The following is a 16,713-nucleotide window of genomic DNA, read 5'->3' as shown; positions in this document are numbered from 1 at the left end:
GGGTTCAGAACACGTAGCCGATTTCCAGCGCGAAACTGCGGCCACGCTCGTAGGTGGCATAGGTGTCGCTGACCGAGATCTTGTTCTTGCGATTGGTGATGTTTTCGATGCTCAGCTTGATATCCAGCTGCTGGTCGCGATAGACCCGCGGGCTCCAGTGGAACACCGTGTCGAGCGCAATCGAGCGCGGCAGCGCGGTCTTCTCATAGACATCGACCGTGGTGCCCTGGTAGTCGGTGGTGCCGTTGCTGAGCATCTGCTGGTAGCCATCGCGAATGCGCAGGATGTTGCTGATCGTCAGCTGGTGCGCCGGCAGGCTGCTCAGGGTGCCGATGCGCAGGGTCCACGGGCGGTTGTAGTTGTCCGCCGGCATCTCCGAGTAGCGGATGAACTCACCGTCATACTTGATGATCGCGTCATTGGCCTGGCTGGTGCTGTAGGTGTCGGCGTAGGTCGAGTAGTTGGACTTGACGTCGCTCTTGTTGAACGCAAACCACACGCGGGTAGCGGCCGGGCCGGTCTTGAATGCGCGGGCGCTGGACCAGCTGAGGGTGACATCCTTGGTCAGGCTGCCGCCGTCATTGGTGTAGATGTAGCACTGGTTGGAGTTGCAATCGGCCTGCCCGGTCTTGATCCGCTTGACGATCTGATCGCGCCCGTCACGCCGCGTGAAGCGCAGGTTCATGGTGCCGGCCAGCCAGTTCGGATCGTAGCTGAGCCCGGCCGAGAGCTCGTCGTCAAAAGGCGTCTTGATGTCTTCCAGACGGTTGAGCGGCTTGTAGCTGGTGACCGACCCCCAGGTGAGCGTGCCGTTGCGGGTCTGCGTGGTCTTGAGCGTGTTGACCTTCTCCTGCATCGCATACGCGAAGAGATTGCGCCCGTAATAGCGGTTGGCGCCCAGTTCCAGGTTCAGCGGTTCGCTCAGCTGCCAGTTGAAGCGGGAACGCGGCGCCAGATTGGTGTCGCCGGTCAGCGAATCGCGGTCCAGACGCAGGCCGCCGCGCAGGATGAAATTGCGCCAGCTGCTCTCGTCTTCGAGATAGGCCGCCCAGGATTGGGCATCCACGTCAAAGCTGCCGGCGTGGTAGATCATCTGGTTGCGGAAGTACTGGCCCACGCCCTGGCGCAGCGTCGGCGTGGCCGAGCAGGCGGCAGTGTCATAGCTGCCATCGCTGCGCTGGCAGCGCGCAATCGCCCCGGTGGTCGGCAAGTTGGCCACCGTGTAGTAGTAGGTCTGGTCTTTCAGGCGCTCGTACTCGGCGTGTTGCTTGCTCAGTTCGATGCCGCTGGTGAAGCGGTGCTTGATGCCAGCCGTTTCGATGGCCTTGAAGGCCGATTTGAATTTGTAGTTGATGGTCTGTACGCGCTGATCGACATCGCCCCAGGCGCCTTCACCACTGGTTGGATTGGTACCGGATGTCGCATCGCCCCAGTTCTTGTCGCTCGACCAGCGCCAGTTACGGTAAGTGTCGGCATCGCTGCGGCGCGACTGTTCAGTCTGCGAATACGAGAGCTGCTGGCTGAGCGTGGCCAGCGCATACTTGGACTCTAGGCGGCTGCTCAAATTGAGGCCACCGGACTTGATGGTGTAATCGCTGTCGCGATAATCCTCGATGAAATAGCTGCTCGAGGCCGGCGCATAGACGACCGACACGTCCCCCTTGTGCTTGCTGCCGGCTGGCGCGAAATCGGTTTTCAGCACCAGGGTGTCCTGGATGCGCTGCTGGGTCACCTTGTGGCTCTCGGTGCTGCCGCTATTGGTGGTGGTAAAGCGGTTGAGCGGAATATCCGACTGCTTGCGCACCACGCTCAGCAGCAGGCCCCAGTCTTCACGCGGCCGTGTTTCGACGCTGGCCTTGTAGGTCCACTTCTTGAATTCAGGCTGGTAATCGGCGGAAGAGGAATTCTCGAATTCAGCCTTCTTGGCATCATCGACAAACAGGGTGGTCCAGTCCGACGAGGTGTAACCGACCGACACGCTGCCGCCCAGGCGCTTGCGTGCCGCGCAGATCTTGGCATCCACCACGCCGCCGGTGAAGCGGCCGTATTCGGCCGACACATTCGAGTCGCGCACCTCGACATCGCAGAGGATGCTGTTGTCGATGGCCAGGGCTTGTGCAGCGCCGGGCACGAATTCCGGACTGGTCGGCGTGATCTTGTTGCCCGGGTCAAGGTCGTTGGCAATCGACACCCCATCGATCAGCATTTCGTTCTGATACGGCTTGGCGCCGTGGATGCTGATTTCCGCCGGCGCGATCTCGCCACCGGTGAAGGACGAGAGCTGGCCCTCGCTGTACTGGATATTCGGGTTGAGCTTGAGCTGGCTGGTGATGTCGCCATTGATCGCCGGCAGATTGCGGATCATCTCGCGATCCATGCTGTCGACCGAGGGCAGCGGCTTGGCATAGACGACGACCGAAGGCAGTTGCGGCTCCGCTTGCTTGGGCGGACTGCTGTCCGTCTGCGCCGCAGTGGCTGGGCGCGCGCGCAGCACAAAGCCGCCGCTGGCACTCGGCTGGGCCTCGAAGGGCGTGCCCGCCAGCAAGCTGCGGAAGCCCCCGGCAAGGTCGTAGCGACCGACCAGGCCACGCGAGCTGAGCCCCTTGAGCTGGGCGGCGTCGAAGACCAGGACGATGCCGGCTTCGGCGGCAAAGCGATTGAGCACCTCGGCCAGCGGCCCGGCGGCAATCGAGTAGCTGCGCTGGGCGCTCGCCGCAGGCGCGCTCTCGCGAGCGGCCGGTTCGGCAGCCTGTACAGGCAGGATCAGCCCTGCACTGAGCAAGGCGGCAAGCAGTGGGCGGCAGCGCGGCGGCAAGCCTGCGCCAGGGGCCTTTCTGGAGGTGTGCAGCATGTCTTCAACCCGCTAATGAGAACTATTCACACTGGTAGGCCGAAGCAGAACGACAAAAGGACAATGCTGCCAAAAATATTTTTGACTTCGCCGCTCAGCGCGGCTTCAGATGCCACACGCCGGGCTGCTTGTCGATGCGCAGCGCCAGCAGCTCGGCCAGCGTCGCCAGCGAGGAATCCAGCGCGTCGACACGATACGCGCCGGAGACGCGCAGATCGGCCAGGCGCGGATCGCTGTCGATGCGCTGCCCCGACTGTGCCGACAATTGGCTGACAAAGCGCGCCAGCGGCATATTGAGGGCCACCAGCACGCCGCGCGTCCAGGCGTCATCCGACCATTGCGCGGCCTCGGGCCGGCCCATCTCGGCGCGCGAAAACACCAGGCGCTGGCCGGCCTCGACGCGAATCGCGGCCGGCGCCTGGGGGCCGGACACCTCGACGGCATGCTCCTGCACCGACAGCACGCTGAAGCGCTCGTCCTGTTCGAGGGTGAAGCGCGTGCCAAGCGGGCGAATGCTGCCGTCGCGGGCCAGCAGGCGCAGCGGGCGGCCTTGCGCATCGTGGCCGCTGTCCAGGCGGATCGCGCCGGCCGCGATGTGGATCTCGCGCGCATGCGGACCGTAAGCGATGCCGACACGGCTGTTCACGCCCAGCAAAAGGGTGCCGCCATCCGGCAATTGCAGGCTGCGGCGCTCGCCAGCGGCGGTGCTGATCCACTCGATCGGCACCGCTGCCGGCCCGGCCGGGAAGGCCATGCACAGGGCGCCGGCCGCAAAGACCAGGCCGCACACGGCCATCAGGCGGCGCCGTGTGTTGTGCCCGCTCTTGAGCAAGGTCGAGCGCGTCTGTGCCGGGGCCGCCGCAAGCAAGCTCTGCAACTTCTCGACTTTCTGCCAGGCAGCGCGATGCTCGGGCGCGGCCTCGTACCAGACGCGCCATGCTGCCTGCACGGCCGCGTCCTGCTCGCCCAGGCGCACCAGCCATTCGGCCGCCGCCGCGAGGTGGCTCTGCTCGGGCCGCGCCTCGTTCACAGGCACATCAGGCACTGCAAAATCGCTTTCTGCATGTATTTCTTGACGCTGCTGACCGACACGCCCAGCTCGGCCGCGATGCTGGCGTAATCGCGGCCCTCGAGTTGCGCCAGCAGGAAAGCCTGGCGCACCTTGGGCCCCAGGCCTTCGAGCATGCGGTCGATGGTGAAGATGGTTTCCAGCAGGATCGCCCGCTCTTCCGGCGAGGGTTGCAAGGCCTCGGGCAGCAGGGCCAGCTCGGCGAGGTAGGCGCGCTCCTGGTCCTGGCGGCGGAAATGATCGACCAGCAGGCCGCGCGCAATGGTCGCCAGGTAGGAGCGTGGCTGCAGCAATTCGGGCGGCTGGCTGCCCGCCTGCAGGATGCGCATGAAAGTGTCCTGGGCGAAGTCCGCCGCACGGTCGGAGCACTGCCCGAGCCGACCGCGCAACCAGCTGGTCAGCCAGGAATGGTGCTCCCGGTAAAAACTTTCATGTGTCAGATCAAGCATTCAGCGGCCCCGTACTTGAGAATCATTATCATTTGATGCCAATGAAAAGACAAGCAAAGACTTCAGCGGCAGGGCGCCGCGATCCCGCACAGCGCATCTCGCCGCCCGATGAGGCCGCTCTGGCAGTGCGCCAGAGCGCACCCGGAGGTCAGCGCCCAATCGCCCACAGCACGCTGATCGCGGTACATTCTCAGGCGTCAGCAGCGCTACGGCCTGCTTGAGCTGTCTGGAGAACGTCATGGCACGGAACAGGTTTCATCTCTTGATCATCGATCCGCAGAACGATTTCTGCGATTTACCCGCCGACTACTGTCCGCAGATTGCCGGCCAAGTCCTGCAGCCGGCGCTGCCGGTGCCTGGCGCGCATGCCGACATGCAGCGCCTGGCCGCGCTGATCCGCGAGGGCGGCGCAGGACTCAGCGCGATCACCCTTACCCAGGACGCGCACCACCATCTCGATATCGCCCATCCGGTGTTCTGGCAGCAGGGCGACGGCTCGCCGGTGGCGCCCTTCACACAGATCAGCGCGCGCGATGTGCTGACCGGCCGCTACCGCCCGCGCCAGGCCGAGGCGCTGCCGCGCGTCATCACCTACCTCGATGCGCTCGAAGCGAGCGGCCGCTACACCCACATGGTGTGGCCGCAGCACTGCGAGATCGGCAGCTGGGGGCAGGGCGTGCATGCGGACCTGCTTGCCGCCTGCCAGCACTGGGAGGCAACCCAGCTCTCCGTGGTCAACAACGTGAGCAAAGGGAGTAATCCCTGGACCGAGCACTTCAGTGCGATCAAGGCCGAGGTGCCCGACCCGAGCGATGACGAAACCCAGCTCAACACCGTGTTGATGGCCCAGCTGCGCGCGGCTGATCGCGTCTTCATCGCCGGCGAAGCGGGCAGCCACTGCGTCAAGGCCACCACCGAACATATCGTCGAACACTTTGCGCCGGCCGATCCGGCCAAGCTGGTGCTGATCAGCGATGGCATCAGCCCGGTGGCGGGCTTCGAGACGCACTACCAGGACTTTCTCGCCGCCATGCGTGCGCGCGGCGTGCAAATTGCGCAAGCGAGCGATGTGCTGGCCGAACTGCACGCCAACACGTAAAGCACACGATGAACCAAGACGCGCCCGCAACCCGCCCCATTGTTCGCAGCCTGCTGGAGAACGATCTCTACAAATTCACGATGTGGCAGTCGCTGCTGCACAGCCACCCCGGCGCGCAGGCCGAATACAGCTTCGTCTGCCGCAACCAGCCGGCTTTTCCACTGGCCGAGCTGAAAGAGGAAGTCGAAGCCGAGCTGGATCAGCTCTGCCAGCTGAGCTTCACCCAGGAAGAACTCGATTACCTGCGCGGCCTGCGCTTCATGAAGAGCGACTTCGTCGACTTCCTCACCGTGTTCCGCTTCCAGCGCCGCTTTGTTGAAGTCAGCAGCGAAGGCGACACCCTGCAGATCAATGCGCGCGGTCCGCTGGTGCATGTGATGGGCTTCGAGATCTTCGTGCTCTACATCGTCAACGAGCTGTACTTCCGCCGCCTGGGCGGCGCGGACGTGCTCGACGTGGCGCGCCAACGCCTGCAGGCCAAGATCGCCCTGCTGCGCGAGCAGCGCAGCGAATTCACGCGCTCGGCCGATTTCCCCTTCATTTTTTTCGATTTCGGCCTGCGCCGCCGCTACTCGGGCAGCTGGCACGAGGAAGTCGTGCGCAGCCTGGCCAGCGCCGTGCCGGAGCACTTTCGCGGCACCTCCAACGTGCACCTGGCGCGCAAGTTCGGCCTCACGCCAATCGGCACCATGGCCCACGAATACCTGCAGGCCTACCAGTCCTTCGGCTCGCGCCTGCGCGACTTCCAGAAGGCCGCGCTGGAAGGCTGGGTGCAGGAATTCCGTGGCGACCTGGGCACTGCGCTGACCGACGTGATCGGCATGGATGCCTTTCTCAACGACTTCGACCTCTACTTCGCCAAGCTCTTCGACGGCCTGCGCCACGATTCCGGCGATGCGGTGAGCTGGGGCGAGAAGGCGATTTCGCACTATCGCAAGCTGCGCATCGACCCGGCCAGCAAGCGCCTGGTGTTCTCCGACGGGCTCAACATCCCGCGCGCGCTGGAGCTGCATCGCCATTTCTTCGGCCGCATCCAGACCAGTTTCGGCATCGGCACCGATCTGACCAACGACACGCCGCACAAGGCGCTCAACATCGTCATGAAGATCGTCTCCTGCAACGGCCAACCGGTTGCCAAACTGTCCGACGCACAGGGCAAGACCCTGTGCGAAGATGAAACCTTTCTCGCTTACCTGCGCCAGGTCTTCCACCACCCGGCTTGAACCGACAGCTCACGCATGAATACCTTCCGCATCACACTCGGCCAGATCAATCCGACCATTGGCGACATCGACGGCAACATCGCGCGCATGCTCGCCGCCGCCCAGCAGGCCGCCGCCGCAGGTGCCAGCATCGTCATCTTTCCCGAACTGAGCCTGACCGCCTACTACCCCGGCGATCTGCTCGACGAACCGGACTTCCTCGCCCGTGTTGAAGCCGGCCTGCAGGCACTCATCGCCACCACGCGCGCCACACCGCAGCTGCACTGGGTGGTCGGCGCGCCGACGCGTCGCGATGGCCCCGGCAAGCGTCTGCATAACAGCCTGCTCGTCGTGCGCGACGGTCAGGTGTTGCTCAGTTATGCCAAACAGCTTCTGCCGACCTACAACATTTTCGACGAGCATCGCCACTTCGAACCCGGCCACGACGCTGTGCCGCTGTTGCAGATCGGCGCCCGCAAGATCGGTTTCATGATCTGTGAAGACGGCTGGAACGACGAGGGCGACGACTACGCCGTCAATCCCTTCGCCAGCCTCGCCGCCGCCGCGCCGGATCTGGTCGTCACCATCAACGCCAGCCCGTCCAACATCGGCAAGCGCGAGCAGCGCCACAGCCTGTTCGCCGCCGCCAGCCGCCGCCACAAGCTGCCGCTGGTGTTCGTCAATCAGATCGGCGGCCACGACCAGCTGGTCTTTGACGGCGCCTCGTTCGCCGTCACGCCCGAGGCTGGCGTGGTATTCGAAGCACAGCGCTTTGCCGAAGACATCGCCACCTTGCAGTTTGACGGCGCAGGCTTCCAGGCCGCCGATGGCAGCGCCCTGCCGGCGGTGCCGCATGAAGGTTTGCCGGTGATGGAGTTCTACCGCCGCCAGATCGTCCTCGGCCTGCGCGACTACACGCGCCGCTGCGGCTTCCGCAAAGTCGTCGTCGGCTCCTCCGGCGGCATCGACAGCGCGCTGACCCTGGCGCTGGCCGCCGAAGCGCTGGGCACAGAAAATGTCGTCGGCATCACCATGCCATCCAGCGTGTCGAGCGCCGGCAGCGTTGATGACTCGGTCGCGCTGTGTCGCAATCTGGGCATCGAACTGCTGGAGCACCCGATCCGCGCCCTGGTCACGCAGTACACGCAGGACTTCGCCACGCATTGCGGCAGCCCGCTGCAAGGCCTCGCGCTGGAGAACCTGCAAGCGCGCGTGCGCGGCACCATCCTGATGGAATACTCGAACGCGCACGGCCACATGCTGCTCACCACCGGCAACAAGAGCGAGCTGTCGGTCGGCTACTGCACCCTGTATGGCGACACCAATGGTGGCCTGAGCCTGATCGGCGACCTCTACAAGACCGAGATCTTCGACCTCTGCCGCCACCTCAACACCAGCGCCGGCCGCGAGCTGGTGCCGCAGGCGATCATCGACAAGGAGCCCTCCGCCGAACTCGCCCCTGGCCAGCGCGACGTCGACAGCCTGCCGCCCTACCCGGTGCTCGACGTGCTGCTCAAGCACCTCATCGAAGGCGAGCGCCTGGGCGAAGCCGAACGCATCGCCGTCGAAGCAGAATTCGCCACGTTGACTGCAGACGATGCCGGCCGCGCCCTGCTCTCGCGCATTCGCCGCATGATCGCCCGCAACGAATACAAACGCCGCCAGGCCGCCCCCATCCTGCGCCTGCGCGGCCGCGCCTTCGGCAGCGGACGGCAGATGCCGATTGCGGCGCATTACGTGTTTTGAAGCCCACGCGGAGGACACTATGCAAAATAAGTTGCAAGAGCTAAAAGACCTTCATGAAAAAGGGCTGATTACCGATGAGGTATATGCGGAGCAACAAAGAGTAATAGTGTCTTCCCTTATAGGAGCAGCTGAAAATCAGGAAGCGCCAAGCCAAGCCGCGACTCAAGGAGTAATAAAAGCTGAGCGACCTCTCTGGCAACAACTCCTAATGTCAGCTTTTGTAGTCTCTGCAGGGGTCTGGATTCTCTATCAATTTTCAGATCAGCGAGGAAAGGACACAATCAATCAAATTGCGTCCCATACCGGGCTAGGAGCCCAAATTATTCCTTGGCCTGATCGTGCAGATACTGTTTTGCGTAATTTAATCCCACAAAATCAACAGCTGCTTGCTCGATCGGTTCAGAGCATTGCCCACCCAACTGGCACTGAGCCTCAATTCGAGCGCTTTACCGTAACAAAACTCAATGACCAAGTTCAGGTGGAGTTTGTTATTGCTTGGAAAGGTGGTTTTGTCGGTAACAGTTACGAGACAACTGTTTTGTGGGAAATCGATAAAAACAGCCACATCGCTGCGCGAGTTACATCTGATTCTGCGATGACGGAAATAGACTCCAGACACAAAGAAGTCCTAGATGACTTTTTCCGCACAAAAGTTTATCCCAGCTTCTATAAAGGCATTTCCAGCAGCTGAGACCTGAATCATGCGGATTAGCATCTCACTTGATGATGAGCTCTACGCCAAAGCCCATTCATTTGTTGCTCCAGAAACAAGTGACACCGACCTTATCCGCCAGGCGCTTGAGACTTTCGTACGTGTGCAAGCGGGCAAACGTCTGGCCGCCCTCGGAGGCACGGCGGATATGGAATTCATCGCGCACCGTCCTGGCAGCGCCCCTGAATGATCCTGATCGTTGCGGTAGCTTCCGTTAAAATCCAGAAGCCGCCAGCGCCAACTCAGGAATCCCACCATGTCCGACCCCCAAGCCACCGCCACCGCCTACCAAGTTTTCGGGGGCGCTGAAGGTATCCGCACGCTCGTTGATCGCTTCTACGACCTCATGGATCTGGACGAGGCGGCTGCCGGCATTCGCGCCCTGCATCCGCAATCGCTCGATGGCAGCCGCCAGAAGCTGTTTGAATACCTCTCCTACTGGCTCGGCGGGCCGGAAACCTATGTCGAGAAGAACGGCCACCCGCGCATGCGCGCGCGCCACATGCCGTTCGCGATTGGCGAGTCGGAGCGCGACCAGTGGCTGCACTGCATGCAGCAGGCGGTCAGCGAAACCCTGCCCGCCGGCGAGGTGCGCGACAAGTTCTGGGAAGCGGTGGTCGGCCTCGCTGACCACATGCGCAATCGCTGACGCACGCGCTGCGCCACCCAGCGCTCACAGCGACGAAGCAGGGCTGCTTGAACCGCGCCAGGCATGTGCCACGGGCTAGGGCGTGTCTTTCTCTGCGAGGTAATCCGCCATGCAATCGACAAAGCTGCGGATCTTGGCTGAGAGGTGTTTGCGGCTGGCATAGACGGCATAGATGCCGATGCGTGGCAGCGCGTAATCCTGCAGGATCTCGACCAGCAAGCCGGCATCCAGCTCGGCGCGGACCAGGAATTCCGGCTGGCAAATGATGCCTTGTCCGGCAATCGCCAGCTGGTTGAGCAAGTCACCATTGTTGATTTTTACGTTGCCGCTGACCTTCACCAGGTGCTCGCCATCGCGACCCTGCATGCGCCATTCGTTAGCTGCTGCGGCATAGCTGTACAGCAGGCAATTGTGGTCGACGAGCGCTGCGGGCGTCTGCGGCACACCGTGCTGGCGGAGGTAATCCGGCGCAGCGCAGACGATCATCCGGTTGCTCGCCAGCTGGCGTGCGATCAGATTGGCGTCGACAGCGTGGCCAATGCGCAGCGCGACATCGATGTTGCTTTCAATCAGGTCGGTGAGCCGGTCGCTGAGGAACAGATCGAGCTGCACATCCGGCCAGGTACGCATGTAATGGCTGAGCATCGGCTCGACATGGCGCACCGCAAAAGACACCGGCATCGTGACGCGCAATAGACCCTGTGGTGTCGCCGTCAGGCTCAGTACCTCGGCTTCCGACTCCTTGATGTCGCTGAGGATCTGACTGCAACGTTCGAAATAGGCCTGACCGGAGTCCGTCAGCGACAGCTTGCGCGTCGTGCGATTGAGCAAACGGGCGCCCAGATGCTCTTCGAGATGCTGCACGTGCTTGGAGGTCATCGCCGTTGACATCGCCAGCTGGCTGGCCGCCGCCGTAAAGCTCTGCATTTCCACCACGGTGTGGAACACCCGCATGCTCATCAATGTATCCATGACGCCTTTTCTCCTGTCACGCGGCGAAAATGCCACGCGCTTATTGTTAAGTATGGAGAAATGGTCTGGCCTTGTTTGTGCGCTTTATCAACCGAATGCGAATGATTAGAGCTAGATCAAAAATCGACTTTCGTTTTGCCACAGAATCATTTTCACCAATACCCAAGAAAGAAAATCATGACAACCACCAGCATTGCTCACCTCAAGTTGAACCCCCTCGCCTACATCCGCATCGCCTGCGGCCTGTTGTACGTGCCCCACATCCTCTTCAAGCTCAACGGCATGAGCGCCTCCGCCGCCTTTTTCGCCAAGGCCGGCTTCCAGCCGCCGATGTTCTTCCTGATCCTCGGTCTGATCATGGAAACGGTTTGCGCCATTGGCCTCACTTTCAACATCCTGACCAAATGGATCGGCCTGGCCTCGGCAGGCGTGCTGCTCGTGGCGACCTACGCCACGCTCGCGACCAAGGGCTTTGGCTGGCTGTGGAATCTCGGCGGCATCGAATACCTGCTGCTCTGGGTAGGCCTCTCGCTCATGCTGGCGATCAACGCCTGGCAAGAGGAATACGCCGAATTCGGGCGCGTCTCGCTGTTGTTCCCGAAGCGCCGCTGAGCGCACTGGCGCACACGCGTTTGCACTGAAAAGTGATGAAAGCCGAAGGCAGGGCACGTAGATGAGCCCTGCGCAGAAACGCAAAAGCGATCCACTGGGGATCGCTTCGGGGGTGTTCTGGCGCGCTCGGCTGGGATCGAACCAGCAACCCCTGCCTTCGGAGGGCAGTACTCTATCCATTGAGCTACGAGCGCAGAGGCGCCGATGATAGCGCCTGCCCATGACAACGTCCACGTACATCGGCTGGCAAGGCTAAGGCCTGTCGCTATAATCGCGGCTTCCACTCCGCTCTCGCCCTGAAAGAAGCTCATGAAACGCTCTGCACGCCTTGTCTTGTCCGCTGCACTGACCCTCATGCTCGCCACCTTGCTCGCCTGCAGCAAGAAGGAGCCGGTGCCCGCTGAAGAGACCGCCAAGCTGATCGCCCCGGTGGCGCAAATCTCGGTTGCTGCCCCGGTCGCCGCAGCGGATGGCCCGGTCGATGGCAAGAAGGTGTACGAGACGGTCTGCTCGGCCTGCCACGCCACCGGCGCCGCCGGCGCACCGAAGGCTGGCGACAAGGCCGCCTGGGGCCCGCGCATTGCACAAGGCAAGGAGGCGCTCTATACGAGCGCGCTGGGCGGCAAGAACGCCATGCCGGCCAAGGGTGGCAACCCCGCGCTGAGCGACGACGAGGTGAAGGCTGCGGTCGATCACCTGATCAGCCTGGCCAAGTAAGCGCGCCGCCATCGGCATTGAAAAACGGCAGCCTGCGGGCTGCCGTTTGCTTGTTCAGGCGCTGGCGCGCTGCGGCAGGCCCTTGCGCTGGTAGTGCAGCATGCGCCCGCTGTAGGCGCTGCCGTCATGCAGCGGCGCGTCGATGATGCGCTCCTCGACGCTGAACCCCAGCGCCGCCATCTCGCGGTGAAAGGCGCTGCGATTGCCGCGCTTCGGGTCGATGATCAGCACCTCGGCCGCCGGCGCCGCGTGCAGGGCGATGAAGCCGGCCAGCTGCGCCGGGTGATCGCGCTCGTAGAGCACGTCGCTGCCGATGATCAGGTCGAATTCGCCCAGCGCCGGATTGTCGCGCCCCCAGTTGCCGATGCCGTACTTGAGCTGTGGCAGCTGGTTGAGCCGCGCATTGGCGCACAGGAAGGATTCGGTCAGCGGGTGGCAGTCGCTGGCCGTGATGTCGCCGAGCCGCCGTTGCAAGACCAGGCTGGCCAGACCCAGCCCGCAGCCGATCTCCAGCACGCGCCGGCTACCAATCTGCCAGTGCTGCATCAGGTCCGCCAGCTTCTGTGCCGAGGGCCAGACCTGACCGAATAGCGGCCAGGTGGCCGGCGAAATGCCGGCCAGCGCGGCTTCGCCGAGCGGGTCGTGGTATTGCTGGCAATCGAGCAGGGAGCGGATTTCCAGCGTTTCGCCACCGGCGACAAACACATGCTGGAAACGCAATTGATAAGCGGCCATGACGGATCCTCGACAAGCACGGAGCGGCGGAGACTTTCGTCGTACCGGCAACGTCGGCAGGCGTCGACGGGCAAGCGCGCAGGATCATCAGCGGAGCAGGGCCGACACGGTAACACGCCGCGCAGCAGCGCGGCCAATGTCGGGGCGCTAGGCCGTGGCCGGCGCGGCGAACAGGCGCGCGGCGGCGCTGACCGTGGCGTAGTGGATATCGACGATGTCCTCGATCACATCGGCGTAGCCGCCGGCCATCGCAATCGACATCGGCACGCCCTCGGCGCGGCAACGCTGCATGACGATGAGGTCGCGCTGCAGCAGCCCTTCCTTGCTCAGCGCCAGGCGGCCCAGGCGGTCGCCCACGAAGGGATCGGCGCCGGCCAGGTAGAGCACCAGCTCGGGCCGCACGCGGCGGAAAACTTCATCGAGCCCGCGCTGCAGCGCCGCCAGATACTCGGCGTCGCCCGTGCCGTCGGCCAGTTCGATATCGAGGTCGCTGCGCTGCTTGATCGCCGGGAAGTTCTTCGCGCCATGCATGCTGAAGGTGAATACGCTGGCGTCCTCGGCCAGGATCGCCGCCGTGCCGTCGCCCTGGTGCACATCGCAATCGATCACCGCCACCTGGCCGACGCCGGCTTCGGCCTGCATGGCGCGGGCCGCCACCGCCGAATCATTGAAGACGCAAAAGCCGCTGCCGAAATTGCGATACGCGTGATGCGTGCCGCCCGCCAGATTGACCGCACAGCCCGCGCCAGCCAGGGCTGCGCGCGCCGCCGCAATGGTCGCCCCGCTGGAGCGCCGCGAGCGCTCGACCATTGCTGCCGACCAGGGAAAACCGATGCGCCGCTGCTCGGCCGCGCTCAGTTCGCCGGCCACCACGCGGGCGATGTAATCGGCGTCGTGGGCACGCGCGAGCTGCGCATCGCTGGCCGCCGGCGGTTCGCAGAAATCACTCGCTGCAAACTCGCCGCTGGCCATCAGGCGCTCGCGCAGCAAGCGGTACTTGTCCATCGGAAAACGATGGCCCGGCGGCAGGGGCAGGACGAAATGGTCGGCGTAGAAAAGCTGCATCGCGGAAGGATGCCACAGGCCACGCCGCTCCAGTCACTCGCTCAGCTGCCTGGCAACTCCGCCGCCGCAGTGGCCAGCAAGCTGATCGCCGCCAAGCCCCACTGCGCGACGGCATTGGTCGACACATCCGGCGCCTCGTCCACCGCATTGAGCACCTGCGGCACATCGATGCGCTGGCGCACGAAGCTGCGCCCGAGAATGCCGGCCTGACCTTTGAAGAACTGCTTCCAGGCCTGCTGGCGCAGCGCCGGCTGAGCCAGTTCGCGGCCGGCGTAGCCGAGCAGCTTGGCATGCCCCTGGCCCAGATTGAGTGGCCCGAGCGGCTTGCCCAGGGCACGCGTCTGTTCCTCGGCGCTGGCGTTGTAGAGCACGCAGTAATCCAGCCAGGCCTTGCGGAAGGCCGCATCGGGAATGGCGCGGATCAGCTCGCTGCAGATTTCTGGCAAGCCGAAGGCGGCGCTCAGGTGCGAGACGGCAATGCTATTGTCCTGCGTGATCAGGAAGGCGCCGGTGCGCAGATCCATGATGCCGCCGCCGGTGAAAAAGCCCTTGGGCTGCGCGGCAATCGTCGCCATGCTGGCCAGCAGCTTGTCGCGATACTGCGTGTTGCCGGTACGCTCCCATTCGGTGAACCAGGCGGCTGAGACAGCGCCCCAGTCGGTGCCGAAAGAAACCGCTGCCTGATGCGCGACATCCGGCCCCTCGGGCGCCTTCTGGCCGACCTTGCGGCCAGCGATGATCTGCTGCAGGCGATTGACCGCATCGGCTTGCTCATGCAGCAAATCGCCGGCGAGTTCATCGGCCGTGAGGTAGTAGAAGAAGCGCGTGTTGAGCGCAGTGGAGATGCGCAGCTGCTTGGCGCTGTCGCCCCAGTGCTGCACATTGTGGCGCGAACCCAGCGGGCTGAACGGGCCGGCGTGATGCACGTCGACCTCGCTGACGTGGCGGGTCATCGCCTCGGCCAGGCGGAACACATCGCTGCGCCCGCTGAACAGGTAGTAATGCCACAGCCAGGTCTCGGTGCTCAGCTCGGAATTGTCCCAGGCGAAACCGCCGACGTCGTAACGCCAGACATGGCGATGCGTGTCGTAGGTATGCATGACATCGCCGTAATCCCAGAAGCCATACCATTTGCGCTGGGCGATCTGGTCACGGTAGAAGTCGAAGCACCAGGCCAGCTGGCGCTCCAGCTCGCTGCTCGCCGGCGTGTGGCTGGCCGGTGCCCACAATTCGTCAAAGGCCTGGCCTTGCTTGAGGCGCTCGGCGCTGGTGGTGAGCTGCGGCGGCGTCTGGATGCGCCGGCTGATGGCGAGCAGCTCTTCAGCGGCCGGCGTGGCGGCGGTCAGCTGCAGTTCCAGTTCGCTGCTGCGTGCCACACCGTAGGGCCGGCCGAAGCCGGGCTCGTAGTCCTCGTAGGTGATATCCAGGCCCTGCAACTGCTTGGCATAGTCATCCTGCCCGAGGCCGTCGTGGTAGAAGCGCAAATCCATGCCCGGCGCAGCGGGCGACCACAGCCACAGGGTAATGGCGGCCTGCTCGCTGGCGGCGCCCTGGATGTCGAGCTGAGCCGGATAGCTTTGCCAGAAATTGCGCAGACCAAAAGCCACGCCGCCAGCAGGCGTGCCCAGGTAGCCGGTGCCCGCCGCGCGACTGCCGCTGGCGGCGTGCAGCCAGCCGGCATGGGCCGCGGTGCGCTTGGCAATGCTGAAACCATCCGGATGCGTTTGCTGCAGGGAGTAATCGCCAAAGGCCGGGATGTAGTTGAGGTTCTTGCTGACCACCGCCTTGAGCTCGGGCAGGCGCTCGCCACGCAGCTGGGCCGTCGTGGCCGCCGCGCCCGGATCGCGGCGCAAGCCGGTGAGGCCGCGCACGGCCTCGGCAAACACACCGCCGTTGTCACCGACGAAGCGCACATAGCGCTCATGCGCCGGGCCCGCCAGTGGCACGCCGAAACGCAGGCCGAGGCCGCGAATCGATTCGCGCTGCTCATCCAGATCGAAGACGAAGCTGTGCACGATGCGCACCGCATCGGAGTTGCGATAGAAATACAGACGCACGGTAAAGGGCAGCACTTCGCGGCCGTCCGCACGGCGGTGGCTGCCGCGTGCCTTGACGACGACGCGCGCGGGTCCCGCGTTTTCGACGCACAGCTCGCTGATCGCCGACTCATAGACTTCGCGCACGCGGCTCTCGTTCTCGGCCTCGCCGCCCACATCGACGAGGGCGACCAGATGCGCGCTCTTCGCTTGCGACTGGCCCGGCCCCTCGATCAGGTCGAACAATGCCTTGCCACGCCGCGACAGGCTCACGCGCAGCTTGCCGGTGTCGATACGCAGCGTGTCGGCCGATTCGCTGACGAAGCTGCTGGCCGGCGCCGCGCGCTGGCCCGCCGCAAGGCTCAGGCTGGCGGGCGGCGGTGCGCCGTCAGCCGCCGGGGCCAGCGCGTGCGCGGTCCATTTGAGCGAGCCGTCGGGCCAATAGGCCAGGGGCCAGGACTGCAGCGGGTAGCGCGCATCGCTGAGCGCCAGTTGCGCCAGCTGCGGCACACGCAAGCTGCCCGGCGCCCAGGGCAGGCCCCAGCTGCTGCCGCGAAAGGCTTCGGCGGAATGCGCTTCGAGCCAGGCCAGCTCGCTGGCCTTCAAAGCTGGCGAAGCTTCTGCGCTGGCGGCAATGGTGTCAGGGGCTTCCAGAATCGCAGCGCTTGAAGCCAGGAGGGAGCCTATCTTGAGAAAGCTGCGCCGTGAAATTTCCATGATCTGTGTTCCGTAAAGCGTGTTGCAAAGACATTCAGAGCGCTTGCTCATGTGACGCTGCCGGGCATTACCCGGCAGCGCA

The 16,713-nt window shown here is 63.9% G+C and carries 15 protein-coding genes and 1 tRNA gene; 8 read left to right on the top strand and 8 right to left on the bottom strand.

From position 1 onward, the window contains the following. Positions 1–4 precede the first annotated feature (4 nt). From ABDB84_RS09255 to ABDB84_RS09245, 3 genes are all read right to left on the bottom strand, one after another. Positions 5–2,851, bottom strand: coding sequence for a hypothetical protein (locus tag ABDB84_RS09255; RefSeq protein WP_345919433.1), 2,847 nt, complete (start codon positions 2,849–2,851; stop codon positions 5–7). 94 nt (positions 2,852–2,945) lie between these two features. Continuing rightward, on the bottom strand, positions 2,946–3,896 hold the full coding sequence (locus tag ABDB84_RS09250; protein ID WP_345919432.1) for a FecR domain-containing protein: 951 nt from the start codon (positions 3,894–3,896) through the stop codon (positions 2,946–2,948). Continuing rightward, complete coding sequence (locus ABDB84_RS09245; RefSeq protein WP_345919431.1) at positions 3,878–4,369, bottom strand: sigma-70 family RNA polymerase sigma factor; 492 nt, start codon at positions 4,367–4,369, stop codon at positions 3,878–3,880. The genes ABDB84_RS09250 and ABDB84_RS09245 overlap by 19 nt, the downstream gene beginning before the upstream one ends. Before the next feature lie 238 nt (positions 4,370–4,607). On the opposite strand from ABDB84_RS09245, the gene ABDB84_RS09240 reads away from it, so the two are divergent. From ABDB84_RS09240 to ABDB84_RS09215, 6 genes are all read left to right on the top strand, one after another. Continuing rightward, positions 4,608–5,468, top strand: coding sequence for a cysteine hydrolase family protein (locus ABDB84_RS09240; RefSeq protein WP_345919430.1), 861 nt, complete (start codon positions 4,608–4,610; stop codon positions 5,466–5,468). 8 nt (positions 5,469–5,476) lie between these two features. Beyond that, a complete protein-coding gene (pncB, locus tag ABDB84_RS09235; RefSeq protein ID WP_345919429.1) occupies positions 5,477–6,691 on the top strand; it encodes a nicotinate phosphoribosyltransferase in 1,215 nt (404 codons plus the stop codon). A 15-nt stretch (positions 6,692–6,706) separates the two neighbouring features. Beyond that, positions 6,707–8,416, top strand: a complete 1,710-nt coding sequence (locus tag ABDB84_RS09230) for an NAD+ synthase (protein WP_345919428.1) — start codon at positions 6,707–6,709, stop codon at positions 8,414–8,416. 19 nt (positions 8,417–8,435) lie between these two features. Further along, the gene (locus tag ABDB84_RS09225; protein WP_345919427.1) at positions 8,436–9,107 is read left to right on the top strand and encodes an SHOCT domain-containing protein; all 672 of its coding nucleotides are present in this window, start codon (positions 8,436–8,438) and stop codon (positions 9,105–9,107) included. Positions 9,108–9,117: 10 nt separating this feature from the next. Next, positions 9,118–9,318: a type II toxin-antitoxin system VapB family antitoxin gene (locus ABDB84_RS09220; RefSeq protein ID WP_345919426.1), complete on the top strand. Its 201-nt coding sequence runs from the start codon at positions 9,118–9,120 to the stop codon at positions 9,316–9,318. Positions 9,319–9,384: 66 nt separating this feature from the next. Then, positions 9,385–9,777 carry a group II truncated hemoglobin gene (locus tag ABDB84_RS09215; RefSeq protein WP_345919425.1) on the top strand — a complete coding sequence of 131 codons (393 nt, stop codon included), beginning with the start codon at positions 9,385–9,387 and terminating at the stop codon, positions 9,775–9,777. A 75-nt stretch (positions 9,778–9,852) separates the two neighbouring features. Here ABDB84_RS09215 and ABDB84_RS09210 read toward each other — a convergent pair whose 3' ends face one another. Then, entirely contained in the window at positions 9,853–10,749 is an 897-nt protein-coding gene (locus ABDB84_RS09210) for a LysR family transcriptional regulator (RefSeq protein WP_345919424.1), read from the bottom strand. A 177-nt stretch (positions 10,750–10,926) separates the two neighbouring features. Here ABDB84_RS09210 and ABDB84_RS09205 point away from each other — a divergent pair, with 177 nt between their 5' ends. Next, positions 10,927–11,361, top strand: a complete 435-nt coding sequence (locus ABDB84_RS09205; RefSeq protein WP_345919423.1) for a DoxX family protein — start codon at positions 10,927–10,929, stop codon at positions 11,359–11,361. A 118-nt stretch (positions 11,362–11,479) separates the two neighbouring features. On the opposite strand, the gene ABDB84_RS09200 is transcribed toward ABDB84_RS09205, so the two are convergent. Next, a tRNA-Arg gene (locus ABDB84_RS09200) sits at positions 11,480–11,555 on the bottom strand. Positions 11,556–11,670: 115 nt separating this feature from the next. On the opposite strand from ABDB84_RS09200, the gene ABDB84_RS09195 reads away from it, so the two are divergent. Beyond that, on the top strand, positions 11,671–12,078 hold the full coding sequence (locus ABDB84_RS09195) for a c-type cytochrome (RefSeq protein ID WP_345919422.1): 408 nt from the start codon (positions 11,671–11,673) through the stop codon (positions 12,076–12,078). A 54-nt stretch (positions 12,079–12,132) separates the two neighbouring features. Here the strand turns inward: ABDB84_RS09195 and ABDB84_RS09190 are convergent, their stop codons facing one another. The 3 genes from ABDB84_RS09190 to ABDB84_RS09180 form a co-directional block, all read right to left on the bottom strand. Next, a complete protein-coding gene (locus tag ABDB84_RS09190) occupies positions 12,133–12,813 on the bottom strand; it encodes a class I SAM-dependent methyltransferase (protein ID WP_345919421.1) in 681 nt (226 codons plus the stop codon). A gap of 147 nt (positions 12,814–12,960) precedes the next feature. After that, a complete protein-coding gene (locus tag ABDB84_RS09185; protein ID WP_345919420.1) occupies positions 12,961–13,878 on the bottom strand; it encodes a histone deacetylase family protein in 918 nt (305 codons plus the stop codon). 41 nt (positions 13,879–13,919) lie between these two features. After that, on the bottom strand, positions 13,920–16,631 hold the full coding sequence (locus ABDB84_RS09180) for an exo-rhamnogalacturonan lyase family protein (protein ID WP_345919419.1): 2,712 nt from the start codon (positions 16,629–16,631) through the stop codon (positions 13,920–13,922). Positions 16,632–16,713: the final 82 nt, after the last annotated feature.

Source organism: Uliginosibacterium sediminicola (assembly GCF_039631295.1).
GTDB classification, from domain to species: Bacteria; Pseudomonadota; Gammaproteobacteria; order Burkholderiales; family Rhodocyclaceae; genus Viridibacterium; species Viridibacterium sediminicola.
This window is presented reverse-complemented; position numbering and strand designations above follow the sequence as displayed.

Excerpts from the sequence above, each read along its gene's own strand:
- ABDB84_RS09185 (WP_345919420.1), bottom strand. The coding sequence starts at position 13,878 with ATGCAGCTTTTCTACGCCGACCATTTCGTCCTGCCCCTGCCGCCGGGC.
- ABDB84_RS09225 (WP_345919427.1), top strand. The coding sequence starts at position 8,436 with ATGCAAAATAAGTTGCAAGAGCTAAAAGACCTTCATGAAAAAGGGCTG.
- ABDB84_RS09215 (WP_345919425.1), top strand. The coding sequence starts at position 9,385 with ATGTCCGACCCCCAAGCCACCGCCACCGCCTACCAAGTTTTCGGGGGC.
- ABDB84_RS09240 (WP_345919430.1), top strand. The coding sequence starts at position 4,608 with ATGGCACGGAACAGGTTTCATCTCTTGATCATCGATCCGCAGAACGAT.
- ABDB84_RS09190 (WP_345919421.1), bottom strand. The coding sequence starts at position 12,813 with ATGGCCGCTTATCAATTGCGTTTCCAGCATGTGTTTGTCGCCGGTGGC.
- pncB (WP_345919429.1), top strand. The coding sequence starts at position 5,477 with ATGAACCAAGACGCGCCCGCAACCCGCCCCATTGTTCGCAGCCTGCTG.
- ABDB84_RS09255 (WP_345919433.1), bottom strand. The coding sequence starts at position 2,851 with ATGCTGCACACCTCCAGAAAGGCCCCTGGCGCAGGCTTGCCGCCGCGC.
- ABDB84_RS09205 (WP_345919423.1), top strand. The coding sequence starts at position 10,927 with ATGACAACCACCAGCATTGCTCACCTCAAGTTGAACCCCCTCGCCTAC.
- ABDB84_RS09195 (WP_345919422.1), top strand. The coding sequence starts at position 11,671 with ATGAAACGCTCTGCACGCCTTGTCTTGTCCGCTGCACTGACCCTCATG.
- ABDB84_RS09230 (WP_345919428.1), top strand. The coding sequence starts at position 6,707 with ATGAATACCTTCCGCATCACACTCGGCCAGATCAATCCGACCATTGGC.
- ABDB84_RS09180 (WP_345919419.1), bottom strand. The coding sequence starts at position 16,631 with ATGGAAATTTCACGGCGCAGCTTTCTCAAGATAGGCTCCCTCCTGGCT.
- ABDB84_RS09245 (WP_345919431.1), bottom strand. The coding sequence starts at position 4,369 with ATGCTTGATCTGACACATGAAAGTTTTTACCGGGAGCACCATTCCTGG.
- ABDB84_RS09210 (WP_345919424.1), bottom strand. The coding sequence starts at position 10,749 with ATGGATACATTGATGAGCATGCGGGTGTTCCACACCGTGGTGGAAATG.
- ABDB84_RS09220 (WP_345919426.1), top strand. The coding sequence starts at position 9,118 with ATGCGGATTAGCATCTCACTTGATGATGAGCTCTACGCCAAAGCCCAT.